Source organism: Bradyrhizobium diazoefficiens (assembly GCF_016616885.1).
Lineage (GTDB): Bacteria > Pseudomonadota > Alphaproteobacteria > Rhizobiales > Xanthobacteraceae > Bradyrhizobium > Bradyrhizobium diazoefficiens_F.
Window position 1 is genome coordinate 4343681 of sequence record NZ_CP067102.1, and the last position, 16713, is coordinate 4360393.

17 protein-coding genes and 1 tRNA gene are annotated in these 16713 nt (G+C 64.2%); 3 read left to right on the forward strand and 15 right to left on the reverse strand.

The genetic code is table 11. The features are described from left to right. Nucleotides 1–80 precede the first annotated feature (80 nt). Genes JJC00_RS20310 through JJC00_RS20325 form a run of 4 tightly spaced genes read right to left on the reverse strand, consistent with a single transcriptional unit; the run spans nt 81 to nt 3772 of the window. A complete protein-coding gene (locus JJC00_RS20310; RefSeq protein WP_200467747.1) occupies nt 81–983 on the reverse strand; it encodes an NAD(P)-dependent oxidoreductase in 903 nt (300 codons plus the stop codon). Nucleotides 984–1002: 19 nt separating this feature from the next. Next, nucleotides 1003–2367 (reverse strand): amidohydrolase family protein, encoded by a 1365-nt coding sequence (locus JJC00_RS20315; protein WP_200467748.1) that lies wholly within the window; start codon nt 2365–2367, stop codon nt 1003–1005. Nucleotides 2368–2372: 5 nt separating this feature from the next. Continuing rightward, nucleotides 2373–3452 (reverse strand): maleylacetate reductase, encoded by a 1080-nt coding sequence (locus JJC00_RS20320; protein ID WP_200467749.1) that lies wholly within the window; start codon nt 3450–3452, stop codon nt 2373–2375. Beyond that, nucleotides 3449–3772 carry a Dabb family protein gene (locus JJC00_RS20325; protein WP_200467750.1) on the reverse strand — a complete coding sequence of 108 codons (324 nt, stop codon included), beginning with the start codon at nt 3770–3772 and terminating at the stop codon, nt 3449–3451. The genes JJC00_RS20320 and JJC00_RS20325 overlap by 4 nt, the downstream gene beginning before the upstream one ends. Nucleotides 3773–3879: 107 nt before the next feature. Here JJC00_RS20325 and JJC00_RS20330 point away from each other — a divergent pair, with 107 nt between their 5' ends. Beyond that, complete coding sequence (locus JJC00_RS20330) at nt 3880–4800, forward strand: LysR family transcriptional regulator (RefSeq protein ID WP_200467751.1); 921 nt, start codon at nt 3880–3882, stop codon at nt 4798–4800. A 15-nt stretch (nt 4801–4815) separates the two neighbouring features. Here JJC00_RS20330 and JJC00_RS20335 read toward each other — a convergent pair whose 3' ends face one another. From JJC00_RS20335 to JJC00_RS20355, 5 genes are all read right to left on the reverse strand, one after another. Further along, nucleotides 4816–5109, reverse strand: a complete 294-nt coding sequence (locus tag JJC00_RS20335; protein ID WP_200467752.1) for a hypothetical protein — start codon at nt 5107–5109, stop codon at nt 4816–4818. A 118-nt stretch (nt 5110–5227) separates the two neighbouring features. Further along, a complete protein-coding gene (locus JJC00_RS20340; protein ID WP_200474173.1) occupies nt 5228–5467 on the reverse strand; it encodes a hypothetical protein in 240 nt (79 codons plus the stop codon). 154 nt (nt 5468–5621) lie between these two features. After that, complete coding sequence (locus JJC00_RS20345) at nt 5622–5864, reverse strand: hypothetical protein (protein ID WP_200467753.1); 243 nt, start codon at nt 5862–5864, stop codon at nt 5622–5624. Between the two features lie 159 nt (nt 5865–6023). Beyond that, on the reverse strand, nt 6024–6179 hold the full coding sequence (locus JJC00_RS20350) for a hypothetical protein (protein ID WP_200467754.1): 156 nt from the start codon (nt 6177–6179) through the stop codon (nt 6024–6026). A gap of 60 nt (nt 6180–6239) precedes the next feature. Continuing rightward, nucleotides 6240–6410 (reverse strand): hypothetical protein, encoded by a 171-nt coding sequence (locus JJC00_RS20355; RefSeq protein WP_200467755.1) that lies wholly within the window; start codon nt 6408–6410, stop codon nt 6240–6242. Nucleotides 6411–6678: 268 nt separating this feature from the next. Between JJC00_RS20355 and JJC00_RS20360 the strand changes: the two genes are divergently transcribed. After that, a complete protein-coding gene (locus JJC00_RS20360) occupies nt 6679–7374 on the forward strand; it encodes a hypothetical protein (protein WP_200467756.1) in 696 nt (231 codons plus the stop codon). Between the two features lie 843 nt (nt 7375–8217). Here JJC00_RS20360 and JJC00_RS38190 read toward each other — a convergent pair. The 4 genes from JJC00_RS38190 to JJC00_RS20380 all read right to left on the reverse strand — a co-directional run bounded on the left by JJC00_RS38190 (nt 8218) and on the right by JJC00_RS20380 (nt 12596). Next, nucleotides 8218–8694 (reverse strand): type II toxin-antitoxin system HicB family antitoxin, encoded by a 477-nt coding sequence (locus tag JJC00_RS38190; protein WP_246773860.1) that lies wholly within the window; start codon nt 8692–8694, stop codon nt 8218–8220. An 82-nt stretch (nt 8695–8776) separates the two neighbouring features. Continuing rightward, nucleotides 8777–8852 (reverse strand) — tRNA-Lys (locus JJC00_RS20370). Between the two features lie 266 nt (nt 8853–9118). Next, nucleotides 9119–11779: a glycosyltransferase gene (locus tag JJC00_RS20375; protein ID WP_200467757.1), complete on the reverse strand. Its 2661-nt coding sequence runs from the start codon at nt 11777–11779 to the stop codon at nt 9119–9121. 223 nt (nt 11780–12002) lie between these two features. Then, on the reverse strand, nt 12003–12596 hold the full coding sequence (locus JJC00_RS20380; protein ID WP_200467758.1) for a beta-1-3, beta-1-6-glucan biosynthesis protein: 594 nt from the start codon (nt 12594–12596) through the stop codon (nt 12003–12005). Nucleotides 12597–12824: 228 nt separating this feature from the next. On the opposite strand from JJC00_RS20380, the gene JJC00_RS20385 reads away from it, so the two are divergent. Then, nucleotides 12825–14489 (forward strand): beta-(1-6) glucans synthase, encoded by a 1665-nt coding sequence (locus JJC00_RS20385; RefSeq protein ID WP_200474174.1) that lies wholly within the window; start codon nt 12825–12827, stop codon nt 14487–14489. On the opposite strand, the gene JJC00_RS20390 is transcribed toward JJC00_RS20385, so the two are convergent. Both JJC00_RS20390 and JJC00_RS20395 read right to left on the reverse strand, forming a co-directional pair. Then, the gene (locus JJC00_RS20390; protein WP_027534560.1) at nt 14449–14829 is read right to left on the reverse strand and encodes a hypothetical protein; all 381 of its coding nucleotides are present in this window, start codon (nt 14827–14829) and stop codon (nt 14449–14451) included. The two genes, JJC00_RS20385 and JJC00_RS20390, sit on opposite strands and share 41 nt — an antisense overlap. A 374-nt stretch (nt 14830–15203) precedes the next feature. After that, nucleotides 15204–16610, reverse strand: a complete 1407-nt coding sequence (locus tag JJC00_RS20395; protein WP_200467759.1) for a hypothetical protein — start codon at nt 16608–16610, stop codon at nt 15204–15206. Nucleotides 16611–16713 lie beyond the last annotated feature (103 nt).

Genomic DNA, 16713 nt, shown 5'->3' on the forward strand with positions numbered 1-16713 from the left:
CGTTCGGCTTACGCCGCTTGTGCGTTGCTTGCGACCTGCTTCAGGCCGAAATCATAATTGAGGTGATAGTAGTCCGTCGATCAGAGTTTGGGCTCACCAAGGCCGGACAGTCGTTCGAGATGCTTGACGGTCGTGATGAAGTCGGTTTCGCCGTCGCCTTGCGCGACCAGCGAAGCGTAGGTCTCGCGCACCTGGGCTGCGAGCTGCAGCGGCACGCCGACGGCATGACCGGCGCCGAGGATGAGATCGAGGTCCTTGGCCATCTGCTTGCAGGAGAAGCTGGACTCGAAGTCGCGGGTTCGCAGCGGCGCGGTCTTGTACTTCACCATGGGGGAGGCGACCGCGCTGTCGTCCAGCACCTTCAAAATGTCCTGCCAGCCGATGCCACCCTTGCGCGCCAGCGCCAGGCTTTCGGCCATCATCGCGGCCGAGACCGCGATCATGAGATTGACCGCAAGCTTTGCGTAGCGGGCTTCCTCGCTCGCGCCGAGATAGGTCTGCGCACGCGTAAAACTCGCAAACAATGGCTTGGCGCTCTCGAAGGCATCCTTCGACCCCGAGACGAAGCAGCTCAGCGTGCCGGTATGGACGATGCTGGCATTGCCGGACACCGGCGCCCGCAGATAGGCAATCCCGCGGACCTGCGCGGCCGCATCGACTTCTGCCGAGACTTCGGCGCTGACCGTGCTGGTCTCGATCAGCACCGCCTTCGGCGCCATCGCGCCGATCAGTCCGGTCGGGCCGAGCATCGCCGCGCGCAAGGCCGCGTCGTCGGGGAGCGATGTGATGATCACAGGCCGGCCGTTGACGGCGTCGGCCGCTGAGCTTGCGACAGCGATACCGTGTTCGCGCGCCTCGTTCAGCCGCGCCGCGCTCTGGTCGAAGGCGGCGACGCTAAAGCCAGCCTTGGCGACGAGAAGCGACATCGGCAGGCCCATCTTGCCGATGCCGATGAAGGCGACTTGTTTGCTTGTATCAGCCATTGTTGTTGTCCGTTAGCCGCTAGGTCGCGGCGTGCCCTTGTCGTTCGATGTCCCGCACCAGCCGCTGGCCGGATTGCGCGAGCAGTTCCTTCTTCCGGTCGAGCCCGTCGACCAGCAATTGTCCGTTCCGTTTCTTCCAGCGGCCCCCGATCATCACCGACTCGATGTTGGCAAGGCTCGTCTGCATCACCACCGTGGCGACGGGATCGTGGACCGGAAAGAGGTTGAGATATTCGACATTGATCATCACGAGATCGGCGAGTTTCCCCGGCGTCAGCGAGCCGATCTGGCTCTCGCGGCCGAGCATGCGCGCGCCTTGGGTGGTAACCCAGCGCAAGGCCTCGCGCGCGGGAATCGTGGTCGTCGCGGGAATCGTGCCCTCGCTCTTGCGCATCTCCGCATTGTCGAGCGCGCGCTGCATCGACAGGGCGACGCGTGCGGCGGAGAAGAGATCGCCGGCAAGCACGGACTCCAGGTCGATGCCGATGGTGGGGCAGACGCCGCGCCTGAGCAGGCGTCCGGTGATCGGAAAGCCGTGACCCTGGATCATCTCGTTCTCCGGAGTCACCGAGAAGGTGACGCCAAGATCGATCAACCTTTGCAGGAGATCGTCGGACAGATCGTTGCCGTGGACGATGTTGACGTGGGGGCCGACGAGGCCGGCCTCGATCAGCTTCTCCCAGCCGCCGGGCGTCTTCGCCGGCCCACCGCCCTGATGCATCGAGGCGATCAGGCCGAGTTCCCGCGCCAGACGAAAATCATGCAAGGACACGTCGAGCGTCGAATAATGCGGGCCGAGAATGGCCAGCCCGAGCGTGACCGGGCCGTCACGGTCGGCGAGGGGGCCCGCGAGCAGCCGCTCGATCTCGCGGCGAGGATGCGGCACCTCCGAGAAGTGCGGCTCGCCCGGCTTCGGCTCGGGTTTTGGCGAACCATGGAAGAAGGCAGCGCGGATGCCGCTCTCGATCAGGCCACGCACGGCAGCGTCGGTATGAGCAGGCGTCGGATTGTTGTGGCACCAGTCCACCAGCGTGGTGGCGCCGCAATTGATCTGGTTCAGCGCGCCGACGAGGGTGGCGATATAAATGTCATCGGGCGCGAACAAGGTCGCGAGCCCGGCATGCATGCGGCGGAAATATTCGAGCAGCGTCCAGTTCGCAGCATACCCGCGCAGCGCCGTCTGCCAGGTGTGCATATGCGCGTTGATCAGCCCGGGGATGACGATGCGCCCGCGACCGTCGACGACCTCGGCGTCACCAGCATCGATGCCTGGGCGGACCTCGGCGATCCGCCCGTTCTCGACCAGTACGTCGCCAGCACGGAGATCGCCGATGCGATCGTCCATGCTGATGATTGTTGCCGACTGGATGAGGGTGCGCCGCATGTGGGTCACGCCGCCGCTTTGTTTGCGACCGGCGGCTCACCTGCCCAGGCGCGCGCAATGAGGTCGCGGATGGCGTTGCGCTCGAGCGGGCGCGGATTCCAGTAGGCATTGGTGACGGCGAGATCGGCCGCCTTGTCGATGCCGCTCTCGGGCATGCCGATGTCGCGCAGCGCGACCTTGGCGCCCAATCGCTTGGCGAGATCAAAAAGTCCCTGGGCCGCATCCGGCGCGCCGATCGCGCGCGTGATCCGCGCCATCGCCTCGGGCGCAGCGGGAGCGTTATAGGCCAGCGCATGCGGCAGCACGATCGCGTGCGTCTCGGCATGCGGGAGGTCAAAAGTGCCGCCGAGCGTGTGGCAGAGCTTGTGATGCAGCGCCATGCCGACGGTGCCGAGGCAAACGCCGCACAACCACGCGCCGTAGAGTGCATCGCTGCGGGCAGCACGATCGTCGGGCTTGGCGGCAATCGCGGGCAGGGCACGTGCGAGCGCGCGGATGCCTTCCTCCGCCATCAGCGAGGTCACGGGATTGGTGTCCCGCGCATAAAGCGCCTCCACCGCATGCGCGATGGCGTTGATGCCGGAGGTTGCAGTGAGGCCGACTGGCAGCGTCAGGGTCAGGTCGACGTCGTAGATCACGGTCTCCGGCAGCACGGCAACGTCGCGCACAGTGGTCTTCAGGCCGTTGTCGGTCTGGCCCAGGATCGGGGTCATCTCCGAGCCGGCATAGGTGGTGGGAATGCAGAGCTGGTTGACGCCGGTGCGCAAGGCCAGCGCCTTGCCCAATCCTGTCGTCGAGCCGCCGCCGAGCGCGACCACGCAATCGGCATTGCAGGCCTTCATCGCCGCGATCGCCCGTTCGGTTACCTCAACGGGCGTGTGCATCGTGGCGCCGGCGAAGATGCCGGCTGAGAGCGGGCCGAGTGCAGCGCCGAGCGCTACGCCTTGCGCTTCCTGCTGCGGCGTCGTCAGCACCAGCGCGCGCTTGCCACCGAGACGCTCGACCTCGGCCTTGGCTGCAGCCAATGTTCCGCTGCCGAACACGACGCGGCAAGGCAGATTTTCAAAGGTGAACGAACCGATCATGCGCCGGTCTCTTTAGTGGGATAATCGACCTGGAAGCGTCCGATCCGCAAGTCACCGAGCTCCTCGCGCACCCGCAAATGCTCCGGATGGGTGGCATAGGCCTTCAGGGCCGCGCCGTCGGTAAACTCGGAGACGAGAACAACGTCGCAGGCATAATCGACATCGCTGACATCGACCCCGACCTCGATATGGGTGAGGCCGTCGATCCGGCCCCGGAGGCCTTCGAACAGGGTTTTGACCTTGGACCTAGCCGCCGAGCGCTCTGCGGCCGTCTCCCCGCGCAGCCGCCACATCACGATGTGCTTGATCGGACCCGACATTTCCCAAATTTCCTCGCCTGCGATCTTGCTTGTTGGGGCCATTTTGCCTTGCAGAAATCGGAAATAAAGGCCAAAAATCGTAAGTCTCTTTTCCATTATGAGAAAGAATGGACCGCCTTCTCCAGCTCGAGGTGTTCTCCCGGACGGCCGAGCTCGGCAGCCTGTCCAAGGCCGCCGAGATCCTGCGGATGTCGAACGCCGCGGCGAGCCGGCACCTCAGCGCGCTGGAGGAGCGGCTCGCGGTCCGGCTGATCGAGCGCAACACGCGCCGGCAGTGGCTGACCGAGGCCGGGCAGGAGCTGCTGCAGCGCTGCAGCACTCTGTTGAACGAGCTTGCAGAGGCCGAGGATGCCGTCAGTGACCGCGCGCTGTCGCCCAAGGGCATGCTGCGCGTCACGAGCTCGCTGTCCTTTGCGATGATCTACATGGCGCCGATGTTGCCGGCGTTTCGCAAGCTCTATCCGAAGCTCGACGTCCAGATCATCGCCGCCAACCGCTACCCCGACTTCATCGAGGCCGGTATCGACGTCGCGATCCGCACGCGGGAGCAGGAGCCAGATTCCAACATCATCATCCGCCGCATCGGCCAGATGCGCCGGGTGCTGGCGGCAGCACCATCCTATCTCGCGACGCACGGCGCCCCCGAGCATCCCGCCGATCTCGCACGCCACGATATGCTGGTCTACAACCTCGCCAACGATCCCTATTCGCTGCGCCTGAGCAAGGGCAGCACGACGCAGACCATTCGCATCGCGCCAACGCTCGACAGCAATGATGGCCAGATCATCTGCGGCGCCGCGCGCGCAGGGCTCGGCATCCTGATCCAGCCGCTTTACATCGTGCAGAGCGACATCGCGGCCGGCAAGCTCGTGCCGGTCCTGACCGACTGGGAATTGCCGTTGCTGACAATGAACGTGGCCTACCAGAACCGCGTCCGGCTGCCCGCGAAGATCAGGGTGTTTTCGGACTTTCTGGTCGACCACATCCGCGCGCATTCCGATGCCGGGATCTGGATCGAGGCGACGTAAACGGTCGGCCGGCCACTACTCGGTCCGGTTGAGCACCCGCGCCCGTACGGTGGACGACGGCCGCGAGCGGGGCGCCGCCCGCGGTTCCGGCGGGACAGCGCGCCGGGCTGCCTCGGCCTCGTGCTGTTCCTTGCGGGCCTTCCCCGCGTCTCGCATGGCGCGCTTGATGAAGGGATGCTGCGAGTCCTCGGCGAAGAACAACACGACTTCGCAACCTGGGCACTGTCGGGAATAGCCGTCCTGCAACCGTCCCGCGCGATCGCGAAACATCGTCTTGCAGCGCGTGCACTGGACCTGGACGAAGCTCATACGCCGACAACAATGATGATTGCAAATCGGCGGCTAAGGTGAGCCGAATGTCTGAAGAAAGCCTGAAAACCGGTTGCGACTTTCTTTGCACGTCTTGAGGCCAACCGGCTGCGCGTCGCTATTGCTTCGCCGCCATCGCGTCCAGGCAGTGGTTGAGAAAGACGGTCCGATCTCGCGGCAGCACCTTCTCCAGGTCTGCCTTCAGGGCGCATTCGCGCTGACGGATCTGCTCCGCGCGGCGCTTTTCGGCCGCCTCGCGGTATTCGGGAGCAACCTTGCTGGGATCGACCAAGCCCTGAGACCGGGCAGGCGCCGTGGCAAGCAGCGCGAGCGCTGCGATGATAATGACTTGTTTCAAATGAGCCTCCGTAAAAGCGCTCATCCTAGCGCCTGGTTTCGGAAGGCTCAAACGGCAAGTGCGATGGCGCCGATCAATAGCGCGGCTTGACCAACCCGGGTCGTTGGGACCGGCGGTCTGGTTTGACAACATCAACTTCTCCGAGCGACGTCCGTCACTTCGGGGCGTGGTCGATCTTGTGCCCCAAATGGCCGGTGTCGTGATCGCGCCGCAACTGGCTGAGCGACGTCTCGTTCAACTGATGCAAGACCTCGCTAAGCTGGGTCGCATCAGGATAGCCGGCCGCAAAACCCTTGCCGTAGATCTTGCGCAATGTACCAACCAGCGTATTGCCGTGCTTTTTGCTGATCGCGCTATCCTTGTCCCGATGGCGATCATCCAGGCCATGTTCCTTCATGGGTCGCTCCCTGTGCGGCGTCTCACGCGCCTGGAGCGAACGTGCGCCCAAACGGATTGATTGGCAACGCGACGGCGCTGCTTTCGCGAATCCATCTCGCGGCTGCGAAGCCGCGACCAGCGAAAATCAGCGCGGGTCATCGTTGCCGCCTGTCTGGCCCTATCTGGTTCGGTCGGCGATCCACAATCCGACGGCTCCGCCGACACAGCTGAACAGGACGCCGGGATAGGACAACATCTCGCCACCCCATAACGCGGGGACGAAGACGCCGATCGTTGAGCAGATCAGCATGGCAAGCCAGTAGCGCGATTGCACGCCAGGTCCTTCCTTCCAGAAGCCCGGGTGCTATTCGAAAAGCGCCGAAGGCGGGGGCGGCTAAGCGGCCTGCTCCTCAAACGAGGTGTAGATCCGGCCATTGGGATCGACGATCTGAACGTCGCGGCAGCCGTCCTCGATCAGCTCCCTGGCCTTCTTGAGGGCGGCGGCGAGTGATTCGCGCTTGAGATTGACGACGCCTGCCGTGTCGAAACCGGTGATTTCAAACATGCCGCTCCTCCCGTGTGGTCGAATCCTACACCTTTCTCGCGGGCTGTCTCCTGGCTTTTTTGGCAGGGTTGGTGGAACAGGCGCCGCAAATTCCATCGCTTAGCCCCCGTAGTCGGCCGGGGTGGCTGGACATGCCTGACGGCCGCGCCGCTAACGTGGAATTAATCCAAAAAGCCCACAATTTTAGACAGTTGTAGGTGGGTGCTGCGTAAAGGAGGCGTCACGAGGACGTTCCGGCGACGGCTTCCTTTTGCTCGCTCATGAGGTAATGCGTATGAGCACGACATCCGAAACGCTGGGCTTTGCCGAGCACCTCGACGCTGCAGCACTCGCCGCCGCAGCATTCGAACCCCAGGCCGAACGCGAAGCCGAGCACGAAGCCCCGGAAGCTCCAGCACCGGGCAAGCGGTCCAGCCGGAAATCGGTCCTGGCATTGTCGGTATGTGCTTTGGCCATCAATGGCGCGGCGGCCATCTGTACATTGCCGTTTGATCTTCCGCCGTTTGATCTTCCGTCGCCGAACATCAGCAGTTTGGCTGCGCTGCTGCCGCACCAGGGAGACACCGCGCCAAGGCCGGATCCGATTGTCGCTGCGTTGAAGGACATTCAGTCGGCCCAGCAACAGCAGGCGGCGTCGCTGCATGAGATCAATTCCTCATTGCAGCAAAATGCAGCTCTGCAGCAGCAGGATTCAACGACCCTTCTGTCTCTCCGACAGAGCATCACGGACGAACGGGGCGACGTAAAGAAGATATCGCCGCAGCTTTCGACGCTCATCGCGAAGATCGATGCGCTGCAAAGTGCCATGACGTCGGACATAACCTCATCCATCCCAAGAGGGCGCGCGCGCGATCGGCTGATGATGCGCAAACGGATGGTTCGGCAGTCGAAATCTATCGGGCCTGTTTCGGTGGGAGGCGCTCCGCTCAGCGTGCCGGCGACGGTCGCCGCGCCGGAGAGCTGAAGGCACCTCAAGCAAATCACTTGGGACGAGGTCCGCGCTCAGCTGGCTCGCAGGTCTACGCTGGCGGGCCCATTCAACGCGGTACGCTCTGCGTCGGCGCTCTGTCACTCACCGATGGGACCCGGTTACTTGCTGCGATTGGCGAAGTAAGCCGCACCCACTTCATCAAAATATATTTGTCCAGTGTGTCAAGGTCGGGAAAACCAGGCAATATTCGGCGTGTTGCTACCCGGAAAACTTCGCCGAATGTGCTGAAACGAACAGAGCAGCGCTTCGATCTCAATGTAAGCTCCCATCTGCTTGGGCCTTCCCCAAAAGGCCGAGCCCCTGCAGTGGCCCCGGCCCTACACCCCAAAAGCCCCCCGGCCGGGGCCGTCCTGCGGCTCTGTCGAGAGGCGATAACGGTGCGAGCCTTGCCGGGTCTCCGCGAGCAAGATTGACTCTGCAGTTTCCCTGTCAAACTACTCGGGAAAAAGCGGCAATTGGCCGAGGGAGAGACATGGCGTCGATACCGATGCGCTGCCGGCTTACAACCACGTCGACGAGGATGGGATGCCGGGTGGCGGCGGAGGGCGAGTGCCAAGGTTACCGGGTCGGAGGCGCCTTCCATCCATAGGACTGAGGCGCGATTTGGCCAGTGACGTCGAGATCCTTCTCATCAGAGAGGCGCCAAGCCGCCACTCCGAAGCAGACGGTCAGAAAGACGGCAGCAACTAGCAGCAGCATCGATAGAAACTGGCTCACGCCTACATCCCCCGAACGCGACGTACCAGCGGAGCGACCACAGAACCTCGATTCGGAAAATGCAGACGCGCTGACCCATCCCCGATTGTCCCCATCAATTCACATCGGGCCAAAAGCGCTCACGATTCCAATCGTAATCGGGACCAGCGCCACAAGGGTCCAAAGGGCGGGCGAGCTCGAGGAAAGGCCAGCGACGAGTATCCAGGCACCGAAGCCCACAAGGAGCGCTGAGATGGCGTAGGCAACGGCTTTTTCCATCGCTCGATCCACGAGCAACACAGGATCGATTGCGACTGTAAGAGTCCCCGCGCATGGAAACGTTCCTATGCCTGCGGCGAGCACGGTGCATCCAGCAGATGATTGCGTCCTGCCGTTTTGCACCGCCTCGAATTCGGTGGCGCAATCAGACATGCAGCCAGGAAGATCGGGCACGGTCGCGACAAATCCGCCGCCGTCTTCCTCCAGAAGCGGGTCAATGATGATCGTGTAGTGAGGACATGTGGCCTCAGTCTCTCTCTCTCTGAATTTTCGAAAGGCGAGCCGGGCGTGATTGCCCTTCGACGGACGAAGGATCATTGTTGAGCGATGGCGCAACGGCAAGGCCGCCCAAACCCACCGGTCGTCCCGGGACGTCGTCTGCTGTTCGGTATGGAAACTTTGGTGAGCGCGCTGGGGCTCGAACCCAGGACCCCGTGATTAAAAGTCACGTGCTCTACCGGCTGAGCTACGCGCTCCCATGGCCGCTGATGGCTTCAAAGATCGCCATCGTCTTCGGTCATTCGAGAAGCATGTCTTGCCGCGGCGCTCAACGCGCGTCGCGGGGAAAACCGGCTGTTTCCGGATCATGCTTTCGGCACGCGCTGTGTAGGAGGACGGGGCGCTGAGGTCAATAGCGCGCGCGGTTGCCGAAGATCGCGGCAGGACCGGGGATTCGTCCCAAGTTTCCGCCGCTTAGCCGGGGATTTTCAAGCCGATTGGCGGACCGTCATCCACGTCGAAGTCAGTTCGCCTCCCGCCGCACCTCGCTCGGCACCGGCTGTGCGTTGCCGGGCGCCGGTAGGGCGACGGGGCGCAGGCCGATCAGCTCGGCGGTGCGGATCGAGCTGTCGCGCCAGAACTGGAACGAGTTGATGCGGCTGAGCTCGAGGATCGCAATCGCAACCGCGGCCAGGAACGGCAGGCTCTGCAGCACCAGGACGCCCGCGAAGATATAGATCTCGGTGATCTGGCGGAAACTGTTGGAGGCGATCAGCACGCCGGAGCCGATCAGGAGCAGGGCGCCAATCACGGCCTCCCAGAACGCCTGGAACTCGATCGACATCCTGGACAGGCCGCCCTTGGAGGTGCGCGCGAACGCGATGTGCTCGGTGATCAGGCCTTGCGCGACCGCGCGCGACACCGTCCATTGCACGCTCATCGCGGCGATCATGGCGCCCAGCATCTGGCCGGGTTTGATGGCGACGCGGGCGCGGTACATCGACAAGAAGTGCGCGAGCGAGACGATGAAGGCGCCGATGATCGGCAGCGTCAGGATCTTGTCGGGGATGGCGATGTCGGCGAAGGCGACGATCGGCACCCAGATGAGGTTGAGCAGTGCCACCACCACGCCGAGGCTTTCGGCGCCGAGCCAGTTCAGCCAGCCCAGGCCGTATTCGCGCTTCTGGTCCGGCGTTAGCCGGTTCCGCCCGGGCAGGAAGTGCCGCCAGTGCTTCTTCACGATCTGGAGGCCGCCATAGGCCCAGCGGTGACGCTGCTTCTTGAAGGCCTCGTAGGTGTCCGGCAGCAACCCCTTGCCGTAGCGGTGGTTGGTGTAATGGGTGGTCCAGCCGAGCTCCTGGATCGCGAGCCCGAGGTCCGAGTCCTCGCAGATCGTGTCGCTCGACCAGCCGCCGGCCATGTCCATCGCGGCGCGGCGGATCAGGCACATCGTGCCGTGCACGATGACGGCGTTGAGCTCGTTGCGCTGGACCATGCCGATGTCGAAGAAGCCGGCATATTCGCCGTTCATGATGTAGTGCATGATCGACAGGTCGCCGTCGCGGTGCTCCTGCGGCGCCTGCACGAGGCCAACGCGTGGGTCGGCGAAAGCAGGCACCAGGTCCTTCAGCCAGTCGGGCTCGACGACATAGTCGGCATCGAGGATGCCGATGATCTCGGCATCGACGGCGGTGCGGTCCATGGCGATGCGCAACGCGCCGGCCTTGAAACCCTGCACCTTCTCGGCGTTGATGAACTTGAAGCGTTCACCGAGCGCGCGGCAGTGATCCTGGATCGGCTGCCAGAAGGCGGGATCTGGCGTGTTGTTGATGATAACGACGCATTCGTAATTGGGATAGTCGAGCCGCGACAGCGCATCGAGCGTCTGCTTCAGCATCTCGACCGGCTCGAAATACGCGGGGATGTGGATCGAGACCTTCGGGTAGTAGTTCTCGGGAACGTTCTCGACCGGCTTGCCCTTGGCGAGCAGCCGTTGCGGCGGCCGGCCGAAGGCGACGGCCGCGATCTCGTCGATGCGGGCCATCGCGATCAGCACCAGCGGCACGAGCAGGGTCATGCCGAGCGTCAGCGCGAAGGCCGAGCCGAAGACGAAATAGTGCCCGTTCCAGAACGCGAACACGGTGGCGGCCCAGGCGCCGACGCCGTTGGCCGTCGCCGACAGCAAAAACGCCTGCCGCGCGGTCGGCTGCTCCAGCCGCAGGATCGGCAGCGACAACAGGACGCCGACCAGCAACGCGATCGCCATCAGCTTCCAGTAATCGAGATTCTCCACCGGCCCGGTCCAGGCGAATTTGGGCTCGCGGCTGGCGTTGAGAATGCCCCAGTACGGACCGACGCCGCCTTCGTAGTATTTCCAGGGCTGATCGATGGCCTCGACGATGTTGTATTCCATGCCGAGGGCCTCGGCGCGGCTGACGAAGTTGCGCAAGGTCAGCGCCTGCTGGAACTGGCCGGGGTCGGCGTTGCGCAGATTGTAGCCCGCGCTCGGCCAGCCGAACTCGGCGATCACGATGCGCTTGCCGGGGAACTGGTTACGCAACAAATTGTAGCGGTCCACGGCCTGGTCCACCGCCTGGTCCGAGCGGAAGTTTTCCCAGTAGGGCAGGACGTGGGCGGCGATGAAATCGACGTTGGAGCCGAGGTCGGGATTGTCGCGCCAGATGTTCCAGATTTCGCCGGTGGTGACGGGCACGCGGACCGCGCTCTTCACCCGCTTGATCATCTCGATGAGGTCTTCGACCTTCTGCTCGCCGCGGTAGATCACCTCGTTGCCGACGACGACGCCGTTGACGTTGCTGTTCTTGCGGGCGAGCTCGATCGCGGCCTTGATCTCGCGCTCGTTGCGGTCGGGGTCCTTGTCGATCCAGGCGCCGACGGTGACCTTGAGGCCGAACTCGGCGGCGATCGGCGGCACCAGCTCGTTGCCTTCCGTCGCGGAGTAGGACCGGATGGCGCGCGTGAGGGTCGAGAGCTTCTTCATGTCCGCGCGAATCTTGTCGGGGTCGACGTTGTTGTCGACGACATGCCCCGGTTCGAACGGCGTATAGGAGAGGCTCGGCAACAGGCCCTTGAAGTCCGGCGCGGGTTCCTTGTCGCGCAGGACTCCCCAGAGGCCGGCGTGGAGCACGGACACGAGCAACAGAACGGCGGCGACAACGCGCATCGCGGCTAAACCAAAAGGGGCTGAGGGGGCAGGGAAGCGGATCCGACCCCGAGATCCGACCAAATTCGCGGCAACGGGAGCATAACCCTGCCGCGCGGTTTCTCAACTGTCATGGCCTCATGTCCTTATCAGGGCATGGCCTTGTCCGGTCCGGTCAACGCGTGGCAGTGCCGTCAGTTGCTATCGCCGATCGTTCCTGAACGCAGGCTGAAAACGATCGCGGCTATTTCTGGGGTGCGGGTGACGGGCTTGCTGCGGGCGCCGGGCTTGCGGCCGGCTGCGGGGGCTGCGAATTGGCTGTCGTCGGCGCCGCAGGCTGGGAGGCGGCGGCTGCCGCCTGTTGCGGCTGGGAGGCCGGGTTGATCCAGCAAGCGTGCACCCGGCTGTCCAGGGTCTCGGCGATCTTGGGATCGATCTGGGCGCCGAAGCGGGTCAGGCAGCGGAACGCAGCCTGGATGTGGCCGCCGGGGCAACCGAAGCGGTCATAGAGGTCGAGATGGCGGAACGCGGTATCGAGGTCATCCCGCCACATCAGCCGCACCACGCGCCGGCCGAGCCAGACGCATTCGGGGTTGCCGGCCGGGCCGTTGATGACTTGGGCGGCTTCAGCGAATTCGTCGGTCCGGCGCTGGTTCTGGGCAGCGTCCTTGGCGGCGTCGGCGGGCTGGGCCGCTGCCTTGTTCTGATCCGGGGCGGGCGAGCCGCTTTGGGCGGAAGCGCTACCGAGGCTGGCCAGAAGGACAAGGGAGGAGACGGCCAACGAGGCGGCGAACTGCCGCAGGACCGCATTTCGTAACTCGAACACCCGTCGCCGCATGAATTCCCCAATATCTCAGCCGTCCGCCCGCGCGGGAGGACCTCCTCGCGGACGCCGACGTGATGGCGTCCAAATGGGTCTCCAATGCGGCGGAAAATTCCCGCGGAATCCCATGACCTGTATTTGGATTTTTGTCCAGCAAAGTCACGATCCTAGGGCCCGGTCGAACGGCCGCAGCCCAATTCGCCGGGGAGAGCATGCGCCTTGCCGGCGTCACCCCCTTGGCAGATGGCGTGCGAGCAGGTAATCGACGGACCCTCGCGGAGGACGGAACCAATTTCACTTCGTACGCCACTGGCGCTCCTGCTCGTCTCCCTGGGTGAGATTGCTGCCGTATGGTGGTGGCTGGCCACGCCGATCACGCTCGCGCGCGCACCCATCGATCCCAATGACAAGGTTCAATGCGTGTCCTACGCGCCGTTCCGCGGCGAGCAGACGCCGCTGAACGAATGGACCCACATCGAGGCTGACCAGCTCGAGCAGGATCTGCGCCAGCTCAAAGAGATCACCGACTGTGTCCGCACCTACTCGATCGAGAACGGGCTCGACCAGGTGCCTTCGGTCGCGACCAAGATCGGCGGGCTGAAGGTGATCCAGGGCATCTGGCTCGGCAGCAACCGCGCCAAGAATTTTGCGCAAGTTGCGACCGCGGTCCGCCTCACCAAGGAATTCCCCGATACCATCTCCGCGCTCGTCGTCGGCAACGAGGTGTTGCTGCGCGGGGAGATGACGACGTCGGACCTCACCGCGATCATCCGTTCGGTGAAGGCGCAAGTCACCGTGCCCGTGACCTATGCCGACGTCTGGGAATACTGGCTCAGGAATCGCGAGGTCTATGACGCCGTCGACTTCGTCACGATTCACATCCTGCCCTATTGGGAGGATGTTCCGGTGAAGGCGAAGTTCGCAGCGTCCCATGTCGAGGCGATCCGCGAGCGCATGGCGGTGGCGTTCCCCGGCAAGGAAATCCTGATCGGCGAGACCGGCTGGCCGAGCGAAGGCCGCATGCGCGAGGGCGCGCTGCCGTCACGCACCAACCAGGCGCGCGTCGTCTCGGAAATGCTGGGGCTCGCGAAGGCGCTGAAGTTTCGCGTCAACCTGATCGAGGCCTACGACCAGCCGTGGAAACGGCGGCTCGAAGGCACCGTCGGCGGCTATTGGGGCCTGATCGATTCGGTGCGGCGGCAGCTGAAATATCCGCCGGGCGAGCCGATCAGCAATTTCCCGTTCTGGAAATGGTACATGGGCGCCGGCATGGGCCTCAGCGTGCTGGTGTTCGCGGTGGCGGGCATCACGCTGCGCCGCCGGCCCTGGACGCCGCGCTTCTCGGCCTGGCTCGGCGTCGGCATCTCCGCGACATCGGCGGGCATCCTGCTCGGAATCGCCGCCGACAAGATGTTTTACGAGAGCTACGGCTGGGGCGGCTGGCTGCAATGGGGCATGCTGCTGCTCGCCGGCATCCTCTCGCCAATCCTCTGCGCGCAGGCGATCGTCATCGGCCGCAGCCTGCCGAGCTTCCTCGATCTGCTCGGTCCGCGCGAGGGACGGAAATGGTCAAAGCTCTCCGCCGTGCTGGGCCTGACCCTGGCGGTGACTGCGGCGATCGCGACCGAGACCGCGCTCGGCTTCGTGTTCGACCCGCGCTACCGCGACTTCCCCTATGCCTCGCTGACGATGGCGGTGGTGCCGTTCGCGCTGTTGATGCTGAACCGTCCGCAGATCGGCGTGCGCCCGATCGCGGAATCAGCGTTCGCAGGGCTGCTGGCGCTGTCGGCCGTCTACGTGATCCTGAACGAAGGGCGCGACAACTGGCAGGCGATGTGGACCTGCGCGATCTATCTCTTGTTCGCGCTCACGCTGTGGCGGGCGCGGGCCGAGCAAAGCCAAGGATGAGCAGGCCGATCGCCAGGCCCGACAGCACGATGTTGTAGAGCACGATGCCGAGGCCGGCTGCGACCACGCCAAGGGTCAGCAGCACGATCGAAGGCCGCATCAGGTTCAGCGTCGCGATCACCAGCGCGACGATGCCGAACACTGAATTCTTGAACAGCGACGTCGACACCGACCGCGCCTTGCAGATCATGGTCTGCAAGCCGGCGTCGCATGCGAGCGCCACCTGCGAGAACTCGATCGCGAGATAGCGCACATAGAGCGCCCAGCCGACGGTGACGAAACCGACGACGATGAGAAACTGCACCTGATAGGGCGTGAGGCGAAACGGCTTTTTTGTCATCCGGGCAATATGGTCGGGATGGCGGGAGGGAGCAACAGGGGCGAGGCGCATTTTTACACGATAGGGACCGTCACCAGGTCCGTCACATTTGCTTGCGATTGCCCGAATCCCCCATCCGTAGCGATACGGATTTGCGAGAATTCCAACGTCGCCTAACATCCGGCTTGAAGCGTAGGCGTGATCGCAGATCTCGTCGAAGAACGCGACAGAGGATGCGAGCGAGGTTGGCAATGGTTGAGGCGTTGCAGGTCAATTTTGCGCTTTGGGGCATGATCATTTGCGCGGCAATCAAGATCAGCCAGTTGATGGCCGTTCTTTGAACGGCGCAGTCTCGGGCGAGACGCTCCGGCGTTCAATCGGAAGCCCTGATAGTCCTACCGCCTGAAGAACGACGATATCGTCGAGCTCGCCGATGCCGTCTCCGGCTTGGCCTGAGCGGCCGGCTGTGGCGCAGGCGCAGGCGCCGGCTCCTCGCGCTTTGACGAGCGCTTGGAGGAGTAGCTGCGGCGGTGCTTGTCTGGCTTGGCGGCGGGCGCAGGCGCAGGGGCGGTCTCAGCTTGCGGCACCGAGCCCTGGCTCTTCTCCGAGCTCTTGTCCTGGTTCTTGTCTGAACCCTTGTCCTGTCCTTTGTCTTGGTTTCTGTCTTGGCCTTTCTCTTGGCCCTTGTCCGAGCCGCCGCGCATCGACAGCCGCTGGCCGTCGAACACGGTCGTCTCGCAGTGGCGGTCGTTCTCGGCAAGGCCGGCGCAGAGCTTGGCGGCGGCGGCGGCATTGATCAGCGGGCCGGCACCCAGACGGAGCTGCATCCCGAGGCCGTTATTGCCTTCCTTGATCATGATGATCGGCCGAAGCGCGGCGACCTCCGGATGCGACTTGCTCAGGCCGCGCCAGAGCGCACGCAGGCCGTCGACCGAGTTGGCACCGCCGAGATCGATGGCAAAGCGCGTCTGCTGGACTGCGATGGCGGGCGACTCGGCTTCAGTTGCCTCGGGCGGTTTGGCTGGGGCCGCGGCGACTTCGGTGGGGGCGGGCGCCGCCTCGGGTTTCTGCTCCGGGGCGTCCGGCTGAATCAGTTTCGACGCCGCCGGATCAGGCGGTGCCATGATCGACTTCGACGGCACCAGCGGAAGGATCGGCAGCGCCGACGTCGTCACCGGCGACTGCGGAACGAGCGAAGCGGCGGCCGCAGTCTGCGGCGGCGGGCCCGGCTGATCCTTCGCCGCCTCTTTCGAATTGTCTTTGGACTCCTTGCCGGCAATTGCGCGCGGCTTGTCGACCAGCGAAGCCGCGGTCGAGGCGGCCGGCGCGACATCCGGGGCCGGGGTCGAGGGCTGCGCGGCGGCGACGGGCGTGTCCTGTGGCTTCGACGCAGGGGCCTGCGGCGATGTCGCGCTCTGCTTGGCGATGGCGCCGGTGACGGAATCAAGCCCCTGCTCGAGCACCGTGACGCGCGAATAGAGCCGGTCGCGATCGGTGTTCAGCGTCTCGATGGCGGAGGCGAAGCGACGCGCTTCGAGCTGGCTTTCCTTGGTCAGCACCTGGAGCCGGTCGGACTGGCGGGCGAGATCGGCGGAGGCGACCTGGTCGCGGCGCCAGCCGAACTGGGCCTGGTTGGCCATCACGGCGATCACGACAGCGCCGACGGCGGCCGCGCCCCACGAGCCCAGCCGCCACATCATGCGGCGATCGAACGTGCCTTCTTCAGCCAGGAGTCCGGAGAACAGCCCGCCGGTCTCCCTGTCGCCGAAGGCATCCGCCAGTGGGTCGGAATCCTTTGCCATGAACGATTAGTGCCCAGCCCTGTCTGGCTTCCCCGAATCAATCAAGGAACATTAACAGGAAAACCCACTCGCACTTGAATTCCGGGCGTTTGCGGGGGTAGCA

Excerpts from the sequence above, each read along its gene's own strand:
- JJC00_RS20310 (WP_200467747.1), bottom strand. The coding sequence starts at position 983 with ATGGCTGATACAAGCAAACAAGTCGCCTTCATCGGCATCGGCAAGATG.
- JJC00_RS20315 (WP_200467748.1), bottom strand. The coding sequence starts at position 2,367 with ATGCGGCGCACCCTCATCCAGTCGGCAACAATCATCAGCATGGACGAT.
- JJC00_RS20320 (WP_200467749.1), bottom strand. The coding sequence starts at position 3,452 with ATGATCGGTTCGTTCACCTTTGAAAATCTGCCTTGCCGCGTCGTGTTC.
- JJC00_RS20325 (WP_200467750.1), bottom strand. The coding sequence starts at position 3,772 with ATGTCGGGTCCGATCAAGCACATCGTGATGTGGCGGCTGCGCGGGGAG.
- JJC00_RS20330 (WP_200467751.1), top strand. The coding sequence starts at position 3,880 with ATGGACCGCCTTCTCCAGCTCGAGGTGTTCTCCCGGACGGCCGAGCTC.
- JJC00_RS20335 (WP_200467752.1), bottom strand. The coding sequence starts at position 5,109 with ATGAGCTTCGTCCAGGTCCAGTGCACGCGCTGCAAGACGATGTTTCGC.
- JJC00_RS20345 (WP_200467753.1), bottom strand. The coding sequence starts at position 5,864 with ATGAAGGAACATGGCCTGGATGATCGCCATCGGGACAAGGATAGCGCG.
- JJC00_RS20355 (WP_200467755.1), bottom strand. The coding sequence starts at position 6,410 with ATGTTTGAAATCACCGGTTTCGACACGGCAGGCGTCGTCAATCTCAAG.
- JJC00_RS20360 (WP_200467756.1), top strand. The coding sequence starts at position 6,679 with ATGCGTATGAGCACGACATCCGAAACGCTGGGCTTTGCCGAGCACCTC.
- JJC00_RS38190 (WP_246773860.1), bottom strand. The coding sequence starts at position 8,694 with ATGATCCTTCGTCCGTCGAAGGGCAATCACGCCCGGCTCGCCTTTCGA.
- JJC00_RS20375 (WP_200467757.1), bottom strand. The coding sequence starts at position 11,779 with ATGCGCGTTGTCGCCGCCGTTCTGTTGCTCGTGTCCGTGCTCCACGCC.
- JJC00_RS20380 (WP_200467758.1), bottom strand. The coding sequence starts at position 12,596 with ATGCGGCGACGGGTGTTCGAGTTACGAAATGCGGTCCTGCGGCAGTTC.
- JJC00_RS20385 (WP_200474174.1), top strand. The coding sequence starts at position 12,825 with ATGGCGTGCGAGCAGGTAATCGACGGACCCTCGCGGAGGACGGAACCA.
- JJC00_RS20390 (WP_027534560.1), bottom strand. The coding sequence starts at position 14,829 with ATGACAAAAAAGCCGTTTCGCCTCACGCCCTATCAGGTGCAGTTTCTC.
- JJC00_RS20395 (WP_200467759.1), bottom strand. The coding sequence starts at position 16,610 with ATGGCAAAGGATTCCGACCCACTGGCGGATGCCTTCGGCGACAGGGAG.